Origin of the sequence: Flavobacterium resistens, assembly GCF_900182645.1 — a bacterium.
Classification (GTDB): Bacteria; Bacteroidota; Bacteroidia; order Flavobacteriales; family Flavobacteriaceae; genus Flavobacterium; species Flavobacterium resistens.
Genome location: NZ_FXTA01000002.1, coordinates 342,778 through 357,692, shown reverse-complemented (window position 1 = coordinate 357,692; position 14,915 = coordinate 342,778). Strand labels below are relative to the sequence as shown.

Sequence of the window (14,915 nt, the reverse complement as noted above, 5' to 3'; positions counted from 1 at the left end):
AACGAGAAATCACACTAAAAATTCCGCAAAAGTATGCTGTCAATCTTTGTCGATTTACGAGTGTGATTTCTCGTTCCTCGAAATGACAAACTTTGTGGATATAGTATACCCGACAGGTTTTTATGTAAACTTTTTGTTTTTTTACGAAATCTCGCCTCTCAAAGCTGTCTCAAAAATATCTTTAAACTCATTTTGTGGAATATTATGTCCAAGCAAATACATCAATTTTGTAATTGCGGCTTCTGTAGTAATGTCTTTCCCCGAAATTACTCCTAAAGATTTCAAGGCTGTACTTGTTTCGTATTGTCCCATATTCACGCTTCCACCTGAACATTGTGTTACGTTTACGATATGCATTCCAGATTTGATCGCTTTTTCAATTAAATTTAAAAACCAATCTTCGGTTGGTGCATTTCCTGAACCGTAAGTTTCCAGAACAATTCCTCGCAAACCTTGAGTTGACAAAATTGAAGCCAAAACAATTTCGCTCATTCCCGGGAACATTTTGATGATGGCTACATGATTGTCTAAGTTTTTATGAACAATCAGTTTTGCATCTTTATTTACTGGAAGAAATAAATGTTTATTTAATTTTAAATGAACTCCAGATTCTACCAGTTCAGGGTAATTTGGCGCTGTAAAAGCTCTGAAATGTTCCGCATTTACTTTAGATGTACGATTACCTCGGTATAATTTGTATTCAAAATACAAACAAACTTCTGTGATAACCGGTTTTCCATTCTCTAAAAGAGATGCAATCTGAATTGCTGTAATCAGGTTTTCTTTTGCATCGGTACGTAAATCTCCAATTGGCAATTGCGAACCTGTAAACACAACTGGTTTGGCTAAATTCTCCAGCATAAAACTCAATGCCGAAGCCGAATACGACATTGTATCTGATCCGTGAAGGACAACAAACCCGTCAAAAGAAGCATAATTTTCCTCAATCATTGTGGCAATTTTTGTCCACATTTGAGGATTCATATTTGAAGAGTCAATTGGATGTTCAAATGAAATCGATTCGATTTCGCAGTCCAATTGTTTAATTTCTGGAATTTTCTGAATTAATTTACCAAAATTGAAGGCTTTCAGCGCTCCAGTTTCAAAATCTTTGCTCATACCGATGGTTCCTCCGGTATAAATCAATAGTATTTTAGCTTTAGATGACATCTTGGTATTTTAATTTATTGACAACAGGATTCGCATACATGGCTAAAAATCCTTGTCTTGTAACAGGGTTATCGCTTCCGATTCTCATTTCTAAACGACGCTCAAAAAGCTGTTTTTCGTTCTCTTTGTATTTGTGAGCAAATTTGTCTGTTTCGTTTAAAATATCGTAAGCAATAAAATTAGTTGGCCATAATTGATAGTTTTTCAAAATCACATCATCAATAGTTTGTGCCAAAGCCTGAACTTGCTTGTTTGCATTGTCATTCTCAGCCACAATCTGGTCGATTTCTGTGTCTAAAACATCGCCAACAGAAATATGTATTCGTTTTTTAGTTCCCATGATACCACTCAAAATGGTCATGAAATCTTCATTTTTATCTTTTACGTAAACTTCGTTGTTTGCTTCTGCCATTAATTGCGGCATTTTCAAAACATCAGTCGGATCATATTCATAAGAAATAGAAACCGGAACGATTTTCAGTTTCTTAAAATAATTCATTAAATTTTCTTCATCAGAACCCATTCCTATCATTTTCAAAACTCCTGGATTGGTTTCGTCATTTCCGTCTTTTGTTCTTCCTTCTCTTTGAGCAATCCAAACCGAACGATTTTCGCGAAGCAATAATTGCCCCATATATTCCGATAATAATTTAGAACTCTGCAGCATTTCACGAGGCGTTAATCCTCTTAAAACCAAAAAGTTTCTGTTTAATTTTGCTAAAGTTGCCAAAAAAGCTTTCTTTACTAAATTATCTCCAATTGCTGAAGCTGTCATTACTAAACCATGTTCGAACAAGCAAACATTTAGTAAAGTAGTATCCAAAAGAATATCTCTGTGATTTGAGATGAATAGGTAAGAAGTATTTGGTTCCAATTTTTCAAAACCTGAAGTCGTTAAGCCTTCAGAGCTTTTTTCTAAAACCTTTTGGATTGTATTGTAAATAAAATTGCATTGAAAATCACGAATAGAATGTGTTTTTCTTAATTGATCCTTCCAAACCTCATCTTCTACTTCCGGAAAAGTAAAGTTCATCATGGTTTTCATCATAGGATGATTTACAACATCATGAAGGGCTTCATTTATTTCGGAATCATAAAACGGTCGAATGGCATCAAATCTCTGCATTATTTATTTGGGTTTAAGTGGGCAAAAGAACAAAAAAAAAATTAAAGTTTTGTAAGGCGTGGGTTAAATCCCAAAAACGTCTTTTGAATTTTGAGTCGTAATTACTGCAATTTCTTCGGCAGAAACTTCATAAATGTCGCTTAATTTGGCAATAACATTGACTAAATAACTACTTTCATTTCGTTTTCCTCTATATGGAATTGGCGCTAAATATGGCGAATCTGTCTCTAATACGATATGTTTTAAATCAATTTGGCTTAAAAACTGGTCGATTTTTCCGTTCTTAAAAGTGACAACTCCACCGATTCCCAACTTCATATTGTAAGAAATCGCGCGTTCCGCTTGCTCTAAAGTTCCGGAAAAACAATGAAAAATCCCAAATAAATCATCAGATTTTTCTTCCTCAAGAACATCAAAGATTTCATCAAAGGCTTCTCTACAGTGAATTACAATAGGAAGTTTGTATTGTTTTGCTAACTGAATTTGTCTTTTAAAAGCAATTTGCTGCTCTTTCAAATGTGTTTTATCCCAATACAAATCAATTCCGATTTCGCCCACAGCGTAAAATTTTCTTTTTGATAATTCAGTTTCAACATGCGCAAGTTCTTCTAGATAATTATCTTTTACATAAGTAGGATGAAGTCCCATCATTAAAAAGATATTTTCAGGATAGTTTTTCTCCAAATCGTACATAGACTGTGTTGCAGCAGCATCGATTGCAGGAATAAAAAAACGTGTAATTCCGGCATCAATAGCGCGTTGAATCATTTCGTCACGATCCTGATCAAATTCCTCAGAATATAAATGCGTGTGGGTATCGGTAATAATGGGTGTTGAATTCAAGTCTGTAATTTTAAAGTGCCAAAATTACGACAATATTAAAAGAATAGCAATTTCGTGGTTGAGACACGAATGAAAGTGTTTTTTGTCATTCTAAGGAACGAAGGATCTCACAAGAAGCTTCACAAAGAAAACCCCCAATTTTTCTCGCGATCAGCTCGTGCGATCCCTCGTTCCTCAGTACGACAAACAATTTTTACTTCCCGGTTTCAATAAAAAGCAAAGCGCGGTCTAAAACCTCATCTTTTCCTTCCTGAATACCTTTTATTGTTGGTTTTACTTCAATATCTGGAACAATTCCGATTCTTTGTGTTTCTCTTTTATCTGGATAAAATACTCCAATTCCTGAGAACTGTGTATTAAACCCTTTAAAATCAAAAATAGATATATTCCCATCTGCTCCAGCGGTCTGACTTCCAATTATGGTAGTATTTCCTGATGTTTGAAAACACATTGCTGTCCATTCTGCTTGACTTTGCGTTTTTTCGTTAAGTAAAATAATTACTCTTCCCTTGTAATTATCCTTATTCTCAAAACCGCTGTCACTTCCGCTGGTCCATTTAAATCTTCCTGGATAACTTAAATCTGGAATTGTGTAAATAGCAAATTTCTTTTCATGAGGATTTAAAAATTTTGATATTTCTTCAAAAGTACCGTTAGGGTAATTTCTCATATCAAAAACAATAGCTTTGGTATTTTTTAGGGCATCAACCATATCGGGAATATTTGTGATTTTTATTATTCCCATATTAACATAACCAATATTATTATCTAATAATTTAAATTTTTCTTTCTTTTTCCTTGCTCCTTTTTTAAATTCATTTCTGTGAGAATCATGATAATCAAACCATGTCATTGTTTTGGTAATATATTTATTGTCTTTAAGAAACTCTATTTTCACAGTATCTGAATAGCTACTTAAAATTTTCTCAACTACTTTATCAAAATATGAAGCTTCATTTGATGCACAAATTAATTCTCTATTTTCTGAAATAATCTCTTTTATCGTTTTATCATTTATTTTAGTGATTATTGTCCCAATTTTTATATCATCAGCTTGCGCGAGACTATCTCCCAAAATTTCTGTAACGACCAATTTCTCTTCAATAATTCTTCCTTTCGCGGGAAAAAACAACCTCTGTTTACGAACGGCTGAAGGCGAAGGATATAAATAAAACTCTGTATGACTGTCATTAATTCTTGAAACTAATCTCCTCATTACTAAATAAAAATCATCGTAATTCTGAGATTGGATCGCAAGAGGTATTATTTTTTCTAAAGTTAAATCCCATTTCTGATCCATTAAATATTTATTCGGAAAAAAATATTCTACTAAATTCCAGTACATGAATACCATTCTCAATTTTGAATTCTTATTCGTAAAATCAGGATGTTCAAAACTTTCATTTTGCAAAAGAATATTTCCAGCACCTTCTCCAGTATAAACGTAGAATTGTTCTCCTTGAAATCTATTTTGTTCTATAAATCTTAATTTCTTCGTAAGCTTTTTTGAAAACAATTTATTGTTGTTTATCCAGGTTAAATCAAAGTTCTTGTCAAAATATTCTACATCTTTCGGCGGAGCAATTGGTGCAATTTCTTTTACCGGACCAAGATCATCTATCCAGTTTTCCAGAATCAATGAAAACTCATCTTTCGTTTGTGCTTTTTCTATTTTAGGAAGTTTTTCTAAAAGCTGATTGTCCCAATTCGTTTTTCCTCCCGCAACTTCTGGATGATAATATTTCAAGAAACCCCAGACTTTACAGATCGCGACCAACTTTTCAGTTTCCGTGATTTTTGTTGTGCAGAAAATGGTTTGAGAAAATAAAACAAGAAAGAACAGGATAATCTTTTGCATTGCGATTATAGGTTACATTGATGATTATTTTCCGGTTTCAATAAATGCCAAAGCGCGGTCTAAAACCTCATCTTTTCCTTCCTGAATTCCTTTTATTGTTGGTTTTACTTCAATATCTGGAACAATTCCGATTCTTTGGGTTTCTCTTCCGTCTGGATAGTAAACGCCAATTCCTGAATATCTAGTATGAAATCCTTTAAAATCTAATTCTGTTACATTTCCATCTGCACCAGCAGTTTGACTACCAATAATTGTTGTATTACCTGCCGTTTGAAAACACATTGCTGTCCATTCTGACTGACTTAAAGAATCTTCATTTAGCAAGACAATAACTTTCCCTTTGTAATTTTCCTTATTTTCAGAACCACACACTGATCCTTTTGTCCAATAAAATCTTCCTGGATAACTAAAATCAGGATACGTATAAATTGCAAAAGTTTTTTGTTCCGCATTTAAAAATTTAGCTATTTCTGCATACGTTCCCTTAGGGTAATTTCTTAAATCAAAAACAATCGCTTTAGTAGATTTTAATGCTTCAATCATACTGGGAACATTTGCGGATTTTAGTATTTCCATGTCAACATATCCAATATTGTTGTCTAAAAGCTTAAATTTTTCTTTCTTTTTCTTTGCTCCTTTTTTAAATTCATTGCGATGTGAATCATGATAATTATGCCAAACCATCGCTTTTGTTGTATACTTCCCCTCTTTTAAAAACTCAACCTTTACATTGTCTGAAGCAGAAACCAAAATTTCCCTAAGTACCTTCTTTAAATAAAAAGGCTCATTAGACGCACAAAACAAATCTCTATATTCTGTAATTAACTCTTTTACTGTTTTATCATTTATTTTGGTTATTACATCTCCCACTTTTATATCATCTGCTTGTGCAAGACTGTCCGCTAAAATTTCAGTAACAACTATTTTGTCCTCAATTATTTTGCAATTTGCTGGAAAAAACTTTCCGCCTCCTTCATATTTTTTATTACTATAAATAACGAATTCAACGTGACTATCATCCAACTTTGATGACATTTTCCTTATAACTTCGAAAAACTCATCTTCGTTTTTTACATCAAGAACGAGAGGAAGCGTTTTATCTAAAGTGATATCCCATTTCTGATCCATTACATATTTATATGGAAAACGATATTCGATCAAATTCCAATACATAAACATCCATAATATTCTTGAGTCTTTATTCTCAAACTTAAGATTAAAATAATCCCCATTTTTTAGAGGATTATATCCGGGGCCAATTTCTTCAGTCGTTTGAAATCTATTCTCTTCAATAAATTTGAGTTTCTTAGAAAGCTTTTTTGAAAACAGTTTATTACTGTTAATCCAGCTTAAATCAAAGTTTTTATCAAAGAACTTAACGCCTTTTGGTTCAGGAATTGGCGCAATTTCTTTTACCGGACCAAGTTCGTCAATCCAGTTTTCGAGAATTAATGAAAACTCTTCTTTGGTTTGTGCTTTTTCTATTTTAGGCAATTTTTCTAAAAGCTGGTTGTCCCAATTCGTTTTTCCTCCCGCAACTTCTGGATGATAATATTTTAAGAAACCCCAGACTTTACAGGTTGCGACCAATTTTTCGGTTTCGGTGATTTTTGCCGAGCTGAAAATGGTTTGAGAAAATAAAACAAGTACTAATACAGTAATTCTTTGCATTTTAGGTTCAAATTTGGATAGATTTTTGGGCTGTTTCTTTAAAAAAGAAAACCGAATTTAGAACTAAAATTCCAAATTCGGTTACGGTTTTACGTAAATGCAGTTTTTTTTATTAATCTAATTCATCCAAAAGCAATTGAACTTCGTCATAATCTTCATAATCTTCTGAAATACCCTGCAATATTTTTTTGCATCCTTCATAATCGCGTTGTTTCAATTTAGACAACGCCAGATACCAAGTTGCTTTTTCTTTATATACCGAATTTCCTGTTTTCAATTCATCAAAAACGGCTTCGGCTTTTAAATAATGACTTTCTTCTAAAAGTGAAACGCCATAATAAAATTGAATTTCTGGTGTTTTTCCTTTTGCCAGAACTGCTTCAAAATGCGGAATTGCTAATGAATATCTTTTCGCATTAAATTCTTTTTCAGCATTTTTTAAAGGACCATCTTCGCTTCCTCTTTCAGCAAAAGAAGCTTGCTCGGGATGGTTATAATCTGCGAAAGCCGGATATTGGTTGTAATTAAAAAAGAAAAGTCCGAACAAAACTGCAACAGATGCAGCAGCAGCAAAATACCAAGGTTTAAGACCAATGACTTTTGGTTTTTTATTGAAATATTCTTCCGCAATCTGATTCAGATTTTCTTTAAATGCTTCTCTTTCTTCTTCAAAACCAAATTTATTTTGTAATTGAAGCTGTACTGATTTGAAAGTTTCAAATTCTGAAGCAAATTGAGCGTCTTCTGTCAATTGTTTTTCAAAGTCATTTTTTTCTTCGACAGCCAGTTCGCCTTCAAGGTATTGATCGAATAATATATAGCGTTCTTCGTTCATGGCTAATTATTTTTTTAGAGAATTAAAATTTTTTGCTTCCTGAATCCACTGTGTTAACTGCCCAATGCACAACGATTTTTTCTTGCGCACATAACCATAAGTTACGTTTAGTTTTTCGGCAACTTCTTCCATTGATTTAACAGAAAAACTCAGCTTCAGCAATTCTTGGCATTTATCTCCTAATTTTTGAAACATAGTATCAAAAAGTTGCTGTTTTTCATCAAATTCCTCAGTTTGAGCTATTAATTCAAGTGCAGATTCATTTATAGATACCACATCTTCATGAATTGTTACCCCTTTGTTTGAAATTTTTTTGAATTCGTTAAGCCACTTTCTTTTACATAATAGAAAAAAGTAGGCATCAAAAGGACAAGTCAACTTTAAAGTGCCAGCTTTCGCCTGATTGTAAAGCAAGATCATAACCTCCTGAACAATATCCTGCGCCTGATCTCTGTCGCCTGAATTATTCAGAACGAAAAAAACCACTTTGGGAACGAACTTTTTATAAATAGATTCAATAATCACCGAATCATTTGCTGCAAGTCCGTCAATATACATTTGGTCATGATGTATTTTAATTTTCTCCATAAAAAAACTTTTGATTAGTTAAAGTTAAAAAAGAATCTCAAATAATTTCAAAATACAGGGTAACAATTACAAAATCAATTTGATATAAAGCTGTAATACTCTTTTAAACCAAAAAAATTAAAAGGAATGGAAACGTATCAATTTACTAAAGAAAAAAGTCTAGATCAGTTTTACGAAATGATTTCGGCCAAAAAACGAAATGGTTTTGTTGTGATCGAGCATAATGAAAAACTGCCGTATGTTGTTTTATCCAAAGAAAAAAAAGCCATCAAACATTCTTTTCATCTCTTTTTGACCTGCATCACATTCGGGCTTTGGGCAATTGTCTGGCTGTATTTAATTGTTTCGCTTTCGCGGAAGCAAAACATTCTGCTGGCTGTTGACGAAGATGGAAACCTTTTTGAAGACATATGTTTATCGGCCTAAATAAAAAAATAAAAAACAGGGGTAACAAATTTTAAACCGAATTGATATAGTGTTATACAAGTCTGAAAAAATATTTTGAAAACAAGGGTAACAATATCAAACCCAAATTGATATAAGAATGTAAATAACAACCAAAATCTGAAAACCACTTGAAACATTCAAGACAGATTTTTAAAAACTAGAAATCATGAACACAAAATTTAAAACTATCAGTCTATTATTTTTACTAGTAATCACTTTAGTAAGCTGCGACAACAGCGACGGAGACGACATTAAAATTACACCGCCAACTTCGGCTACTTTTAAAAGCATCAGTGAAAAAGGAGTTAAGGGAAATACACAAAAATTTACTGCAACTGCCGGAACCGGAACAATTACAATAACTTCGGCAAAAGGCGTTAAACTTAACATCAACGGAAACTGTTTAACTAAAAACGGAAATGCTGTAACAGGACAAATCGACATTGAATATATCGAGCTTTTTGATAAAGGAAATATGTTGATTACCAACAAACCAACAATGGGAATTACTGCTGACGGAAAGAAAAACCTTTTAATTTCTGGCGGAGAATTCTTCATCAAAGCAACTCAGGGCGGTGTTGAACTTCAAACTTCTTGTTCGATGAGCATGATTGTTCCGACTACTTTAACTGATGGCTTAGACAATGCAATGACTTTATGGACTGGCGTAGTTGATGATGCTGGAGAATTAGCCTGGAGAGAAGCAAAAGCCGGAGCTGACGGAGCAAACGGAAAAGGCGGCGTTCAAGGTGAAGGAAACAATTATTATGTCACTTTTGGAAACTTTGGATGGACAAACGTAGATCGTTTTTATAGCGATCCAAGACCAAAAACTACAATTCTTGCCGATGCTCCTGATGGTTACGACAACAACAATAGTGCAATTTATTTGTCATATGACGGCGAAGGAAACAATGCACTTGCAAAATTAGATACTTATACCGCTGCAGGATTATTCAGCGAACATTATGGCCAAATCCCGATTGGTCTAAAATGCCACGTGATTTTTGTTACCGAAGACAATGGTCAATGGCGATATGCGATCAAAGCTGTAACTGTTGCTGCCAACGATATTTACACCTTTACTCTTGCCGAAACAATAGTCGGTACAGAAGCGCAATTGGTAGCTGCAATTAATGCTATCCAATAACTTAGAAATGCTTTTTTAAGAAAAAGTGGTGATTTGCTCATCACTTTTTTTTACATTTAATCCTGTTTTAAAATTGATTCTGAAGATTTTAAGACCCAAAACTATCTAGTTATGAAGCCACAACTGTCTATTTTCTTTATTCTCTTCTCTATTCTCTCGATAGGTCAAACCAAAGTAAAAGACACCATAACCCGACGAGCCAATATTGGTTTTATCCAGAACGGAAATGCTGTAAATTTCAAGCCTGAAACGCCGCCTTTAATTCCGATTGCAGGTGCTCCAAAACCCAGTTATTCTTATTTGTGGGAACTCGGTGACGGCCATTATAGCAAAGAAGCAGAACCCAAACATGTTTATAAAAACAAAGGAACTTACACCACGCGCCTTGCCGTAACCAACAATTATGACAACGGAAAACCTCCGGCAACACGTCCTAAAAAAGTGGCCGTAAATGATATTACAGACAATAGTTACAAAGACATTGCATCAATTGCTGATCAAAACGGTTTTGCAATAATTAAGAATTGTGATCCGATTCCTGATCAGGAAATGATAGTTGTAGTAAGTTATCAAAATCTGGAGAATTATGTTGCAAACGGAAAACTGTATTTGTTTTATAATGAGAAACAATTCAAAAACAATAATTTCGAATTAAGCGATTTCAGAACTTATGCGAATGAGCGCGAAGTAAAAGAAAATCTCGTAGCTTCAGTTGACGATATTGATGATTCTAAAAATTATTTGGCTTCCGCCGAAAATACAATCAAACGTAAAAATTACCGAGATACAACTGCTGAAGAAGATTTGGACGCATCTTTATCAGACGCCAATAAAACGTATCATAATGTTTCGATTTTAGAATTTGATGACGCTAATCCGGGTGAAACACGCAATGTTTTTTATACGTTTAAAACTACTCCGGAAATGATTAAAGATACCAGCGCGACGGTTACGATGCGTGGAATTTTTGTTCCGAACAGAAGTTATAAAAACCATAAAATCAAAAACCTCGAAATGGAAATTGTGACTTCTCATGATCCAAACAAAATGGGATCGAACGGAAGTTTTATGAATTACAGATTGGTGCGTTTTAAACGAGTAAATTTTAAAACCCGTTTTCAGAACAATGGCGAAGGTCCGGCGCGAAAAATTCGTTTAGAAACTGATGTTCCGGATATGTTCGATAAAAAGACTTTTCAGATTGAAAGCATGTATCCTGAATGCCCGATTTGCCCAAAAGGCGAAGAACCAACTGTAAGCTGTCTAGATACTATCATCAAACAAAAACAAATTATTTTTACTTTTAAGAATATCTATTTGCCGGGAAGCGAACAGAAAAATGTTCAGGAAAAAGATTCTACAAAAGGTTTTGTAAAATATTCGATGAAGTTTGCAGAAGACTTTCATAAAGTAAAAACCAAAAGCCGAACTGCGATTATTTTTGATAAAAACGAACCCATAATTACCAATTACGCCACTACCCGATTCTTGCCCGGAATTTCGATTGGCGCAAAAGCAGGTTACAATATTTATCCGGATTTGGACAAATCAACAAGTTATTTTGTGGGAGCGACAATTTCTCCGTTTAAATCATATCGTTTTTACTGGCAAGCTGAATGGTTGAATGCTTTGAATCAATACAATAGTGAAGTTAAAGTCGAAGAAGAATTTTTGACAAACCCCAACGGAGTGCGACAATTACAACGAACAACAACGTCAACAGAAAACAAAAATATTAATTGGGAAATTCCTGTTTTGATTCGGTATAATATTAATAATTACATTGGAATTGGAGCCGGAGTTCAATTCAATGTAAATATTTCTTCGGAGCAAAATCAAAACATTCAAACTGATCTTTACGAAGGAGACAAGGGAAATTTTTTAATTGACTCCAAAACAACATCAAATACCGTTAAAAATTCCTTTACAGATTTTAAAACCGGATTATTGTTTGATTTAACGGCTGGTTTTGCCAGAATTGGTCCGAGTTTGGGTGCGCGTTATGTGATTAATTTTGAACAGAATTTCAATTATATTCAGCTTTACGGAATTTGGAAGTTTTAAGATTACACTGCAGAGATACACAACCTTTAATATGAACTTACATCGCTTATATAGCTTAATTTTCTTTTTTCTGAGCCTAACTATTTTTGGGCAAAATCAGGAAGATAAAATATATAACGCTGTTGATGTTTTTGTTGCTCATCCTTCCGCGAAAGCGTTGCAAAATTTAACCGACACTGAAACTGATTTTTGGAAAAATCCCAAACCAAAAACCAAAGATGAATTATTAGCAATTGTCGTTCTAAACTGCAATAAAGCGTATTACGAAAACCAATTTGGGCAAACACAAAAAGCCATTTCGAGTTATGAAAAAGCCTGGCAGATTTATCAGAAAAACAAACTTTCTAATTACGATATAATTGAATTCTGTTTAAAACCGCTTGGCAATTTATATACGGTTTTGGGCGATTATGACAATGCCGAAAATACCATAAAACAGTATTTTTTTATTGTAAATACTTCTAAAAATTATCCTGATGCGCAAAGGCAAAAGTTTGCAGCAATTTTAAATTTATCAAATGTTTATCAAAATTCTGGCAAGATTTCTTTGGCGATCGAGCTTTTGGAAAACACTTTAAAAACAACTCAATTATCAAATTCCCAAAAAGGGATTTTACTGAATAATCTAGGAAACAATTATTTATTAAGTTCCGCAGGAAGTTTAATGCGTCCCGAAATTCATCAAATTGCAACAAAAGCATTTGAATCTTCAATAAAATATTTAGAAAACGAAAAAGAGCAAACCGAAACTTTATCAAATTCTTACCGAAATCTTTCGGTTCTTAATCGTCAAAGACAAAACTACGAAATGGCCAATTCCTATTTAGAAAAAGCCGAAAAACTACTTTTAAAAACAGCAAATCAGCAACCGAGAAAACTTGCAAAACTCTATTATGAAAAAGCTTTACTTCTTTTTGATGAACGAAAATATGAAGAAAGCAAAAAACAGATTTCGGCAGTTTTTAAAACTCTGATTCCAGATTATGATTCGAGTAATTTTCTTCCCAATCAAAACCAATTGTATGCAGAAACCGTTTTAATTGATGCGCTCGATTTAGAGGCTGAAATGCTGGAAATAAAGCAACCCAAAAAAGCTTTAAAATCTTTTGAACTTTCTTTTTACATTGAAGATTTATTGATGAATTCATTAGTTTATGAAAACTCAAAAATCATCTCGCAAATACGATCTCGAAACCGAACTGAAAAGTGCATTTCAATCTATAATAATTTATATGAAAAGGAAGGAAAAGTCGAATATCTAAACGAAGCTTTTCAATTGTCTGAAAGAACTAAATCGGGAATTTTGCAACGTTATCGTTCAAATATTAAAAATGCTTCCGCAGAAGAAAAACAGCTTTTACAGGGAATTCAAAATTTAAATAATGCCATTTTAAAAGAACAGCAAAAAGGAAATTTAGCCGCTATTTCAAAAATAAACCAGCTTATAAAAAAGCAAAATGAAGTGATGCTTTCGCTAAAGAAAATACAATCTCAAAGACAAGATTATCTTCCTGAAAAATGCGATTTAAAAGCATTGTTCAAAAAATTGGAAAATGATAAAGCGATGATGATTTATTATTTTATGGGAGCTGAAAGACTGTATTATTTCATTTTACAAAATAATCGAATTTCATTAGACGAAGTTCCTATTGGTGATGGAAAAATAGTTTCTATTCTGTTTTTTCTAAATTACTTTAATAGCGCAGATGCCATTACAAATGACATTTCGGGCTATAATCATTATGGAAAAAAGGCTTATGATTTATTAAAATTACCTGGCAATACCGTGTATCAAAACCTCATCATTGTTCCTGATGGAATTTTGAATTTTCTTCCTTTTGAAGCGCTGATTACGTGGGAATCAAAAACGACAAATTTTGCCAAAATGCATTATTTGCTCAATGATTTTAAGATTGCTTATAACACTTCTGCGAATATTTATTTGAATTCAAAAACAATTCAGAAATCAGAAAAAACGGTTTTAGGTATTTTTCCGGTTTTCGAAAAAACCGCTTTTGAGTTGAGTTATTCGAAGAAAGAAATGGAATCAATCAAAAGTTATTTCAAAGGAAAATATTTAGAAAATTCGAATGCAACATTTTCTAATTTCAAAAATAATGCACCAAATTATTCTATTTTACATTTGAGTACACACGCTTCTTCTGGCGATATTGAAACTCCGGCGAGCATTAAATTTTATGATCAAGAAATCTTCTATTCTGAATTGTATAATTTGCATATCAATCCCGATTTAGTGGTTTTAAGTGCCTGTGAAACCGGAATTGGAAAATTGTACAAAGCCGAAGGCGCGATGAGCGTTGCTAGAGGGTTTCAGTTTGCCGGCGCCCAGAATTTGTTGTTTTCTTTATGGAAAGTAAATGATTTTACGACTTCGGTTTTTATGGCTGATTTTTATAAAAATAGTAAAAATGGTGCTTCTTATTTTGAAGCCAATTCAAATGCAAAACTGGAATATTTAAACGATAAATCAATTCCGAATGCCAAGAAATCACCTTATTATTGGAGTTCTTTTGTGTATTACGGTTCGCTTTCGGCAGAGGAAAAATCAGTAAATTATATCTATTATATTGTTAGTTTATTGGCCTTAATTGGTTTATTTTTGATATTCAATCTGAATAAAAAATGGAAAATCTTCACGAATACCTCAAAAAAGAGAATTACAAAAAAATAAAATTCAACCTTACCAGAACACAACATCTTGGTATAAAAGCCAAAATCAATGGCATTTCCGGAAATTTTATTTTAGACACCGGAGCTTCAAATTCCTGCGTTGGTTTTGAAAGCATTGAACGTTTTGAACTAACGGCAAAAAAATCAAAAACCAAAGCTTCGGGTGCGGGTGGAACAGGAATGAAAACTCAAATTTCATCTGAAAATAAATTGCAATTAGGAAGCTGGAAAAGCAAAGATTTTAGTATTGTTATTTTTGATCTTTCACATGTAAATGAGGCATTGGAATCACACAAAGCAAAACCAGTTCATGGCATTATTGGCGCTGATGTTTTATTAGAAGGAAAAGCAATAATTGATTATTATAACCATTATTTGTATTTAAAATGAAAGTTTTACTTTAGGTTCAAATTTTTACGTCTTTACGGGAAACCGCAATTTTAACAATATTTATTGTATTATATTTGTTAGG

At 33.1% G+C, this 14,915-nt stretch carries 12 protein-coding genes; 5 read left to right on the top strand and 7 right to left on the bottom strand.

Features of this window, described 5'->3' with window-relative positions; translation table 11 throughout:
- Positions 1-141: 141 nt before the first annotated feature.
- From FN795_RS07615 to FN795_RS07585, 7 genes are all read right to left on the bottom strand, one after another.
- Complete coding sequence (locus tag FN795_RS07615; RefSeq protein ID WP_035646142.1) at positions 142-1,170, bottom strand: asparaginase; 1,029 nt, start codon at positions 1,168-1,170, stop codon at positions 142-144.
- A complete protein-coding gene (locus FN795_RS07610) occupies positions 1,160-2,296 on the bottom strand; it encodes a 1-acyl-sn-glycerol-3-phosphate acyltransferase (protein ID WP_142450078.1) in 1,137 nt (378 codons plus the stop codon). The genes FN795_RS07615 and FN795_RS07610 overlap by 11 nt, the downstream gene beginning before the upstream one ends.
- Before the next feature lie 63 nt (positions 2,297-2,359).
- Positions 2,360-3,139 (bottom strand): TatD family hydrolase, encoded by a 780-nt coding sequence (locus tag FN795_RS07605; RefSeq protein ID WP_142450077.1) that lies wholly within the window; start codon positions 3,137-3,139, stop codon positions 2,360-2,362.
- Between the two features lie 193 nt (positions 3,140-3,332).
- Positions 3,333-4,997, bottom strand: a complete 1,665-nt coding sequence (locus tag FN795_RS07600) for a S41 family peptidase (RefSeq protein WP_142450076.1) — start codon at positions 4,995-4,997, stop codon at positions 3,333-3,335.
- 24 nt (positions 4,998-5,021) lie between these two features.
- Positions 5,022-6,668: a S41 family peptidase gene (locus FN795_RS07595; protein ID WP_142450075.1), complete on the bottom strand. Its 1,647-nt coding sequence runs from the start codon at positions 6,666-6,668 to the stop codon at positions 5,022-5,024.
- Positions 6,669-6,780: 112 nt separating this feature from the next.
- A complete protein-coding gene (locus FN795_RS07590; RefSeq protein WP_142450074.1) occupies positions 6,781-7,503 on the bottom strand; it encodes a tetratricopeptide repeat protein in 723 nt (240 codons plus the stop codon).
- Positions 7,504-7,509: 6 nt separating this feature from the next.
- Positions 7,510-8,091, bottom strand: coding sequence for an RNA polymerase sigma factor (locus tag FN795_RS07585; RefSeq protein ID WP_035646154.1), 582 nt, complete (start codon positions 8,089-8,091; stop codon positions 7,510-7,512).
- A 126-nt stretch (positions 8,092-8,217) separates the two neighbouring features.
- Here FN795_RS07585 and FN795_RS07580 point away from each other — a divergent pair, with 126 nt between their 5' ends.
- From FN795_RS07580 to FN795_RS07560, 5 genes are all read left to right on the top strand, one after another.
- Positions 8,218-8,517: a hypothetical protein gene (locus tag FN795_RS07580; RefSeq protein ID WP_142450073.1), complete on the top strand. Its 300-nt coding sequence runs from the start codon at positions 8,218-8,220 to the stop codon at positions 8,515-8,517.
- Positions 8,518-8,704: 187 nt separating this feature from the next.
- Entirely contained in the window at positions 8,705-9,688 is a 984-nt protein-coding gene (locus tag FN795_RS07575) for a hypothetical protein (protein WP_142450072.1), read from the top strand.
- Positions 9,689-9,799: 111 nt separating this feature from the next.
- Positions 9,800-11,752, top strand: a complete 1,953-nt coding sequence (locus tag FN795_RS07570) for a PKD domain-containing protein (RefSeq protein ID WP_142450071.1) — start codon at positions 9,800-9,802, stop codon at positions 11,750-11,752.
- 31 nt (positions 11,753-11,783) lie between these two features.
- Positions 11,784-14,444 carry a CHAT domain-containing protein gene (locus tag FN795_RS07565; RefSeq protein ID WP_142450070.1) on the top strand — a complete coding sequence of 887 codons (2,661 nt, stop codon included), beginning with the start codon at positions 11,784-11,786 and terminating at the stop codon, positions 14,442-14,444.
- The gene (locus FN795_RS07560) at positions 14,396-14,833 is read left to right on the top strand and encodes a retropepsin-like aspartic protease (protein ID WP_142450069.1); all 438 of its coding nucleotides are present in this window, start codon (positions 14,396-14,398) and stop codon (positions 14,831-14,833) included. Before FN795_RS07565 ends, FN795_RS07560 begins: the two co-directional genes overlap by 49 nt.
- Positions 14,834-14,915: the final 82 nt, after the last annotated feature.

Coding starts and splice junctions, on each gene's coding strand:
- FN795_RS07615 (WP_035646142.1), bottom strand. CDS start 1,170: ATGTCATCTAAAGCTAAAATACTATTGATTTATACCGGAGGAACCATC.
- FN795_RS07610 (WP_142450078.1), bottom strand. CDS start 2,296: ATGCAGAGATTTGATGCCATTCGACCGTTTTATGATTCCGAAATAAAT.
- FN795_RS07600 (WP_142450076.1), bottom strand. CDS start 4,997: ATGCAAAAGATTATCCTGTTCTTTCTTGTTTTATTTTCTCAAACCATT.
- FN795_RS07595 (WP_142450075.1), bottom strand. CDS start 6,668: ATGCAAAGAATTACTGTATTAGTACTTGTTTTATTTTCTCAAACCATT.
- FN795_RS07590 (WP_142450074.1), bottom strand. CDS start 7,503: ATGAACGAAGAACGCTATATATTATTCGATCAATACCTTGAAGGCGAA.
- FN795_RS07585 (WP_035646154.1), bottom strand. CDS start 8,091: ATGGAGAAAATTAAAATACATCATGACCAAATGTATATTGACGGACTT.
- FN795_RS07580 (WP_142450073.1), top strand. CDS start 8,218: ATGGAAACGTATCAATTTACTAAAGAAAAAAGTCTAGATCAGTTTTAC.
- FN795_RS07575 (WP_142450072.1), top strand. CDS start 8,705: ATGAACACAAAATTTAAAACTATCAGTCTATTATTTTTACTAGTAATC.
- FN795_RS07570 (WP_142450071.1), top strand. CDS start 9,800: ATGAAGCCACAACTGTCTATTTTCTTTATTCTCTTCTCTATTCTCTCG.
- FN795_RS07565 (WP_142450070.1), top strand. CDS start 11,784: ATGAACTTACATCGCTTATATAGCTTAATTTTCTTTTTTCTGAGCCTA.
- FN795_RS07560 (WP_142450069.1), top strand. CDS start 14,396: ATGGAAAATCTTCACGAATACCTCAAAAAAGAGAATTACAAAAAAATA.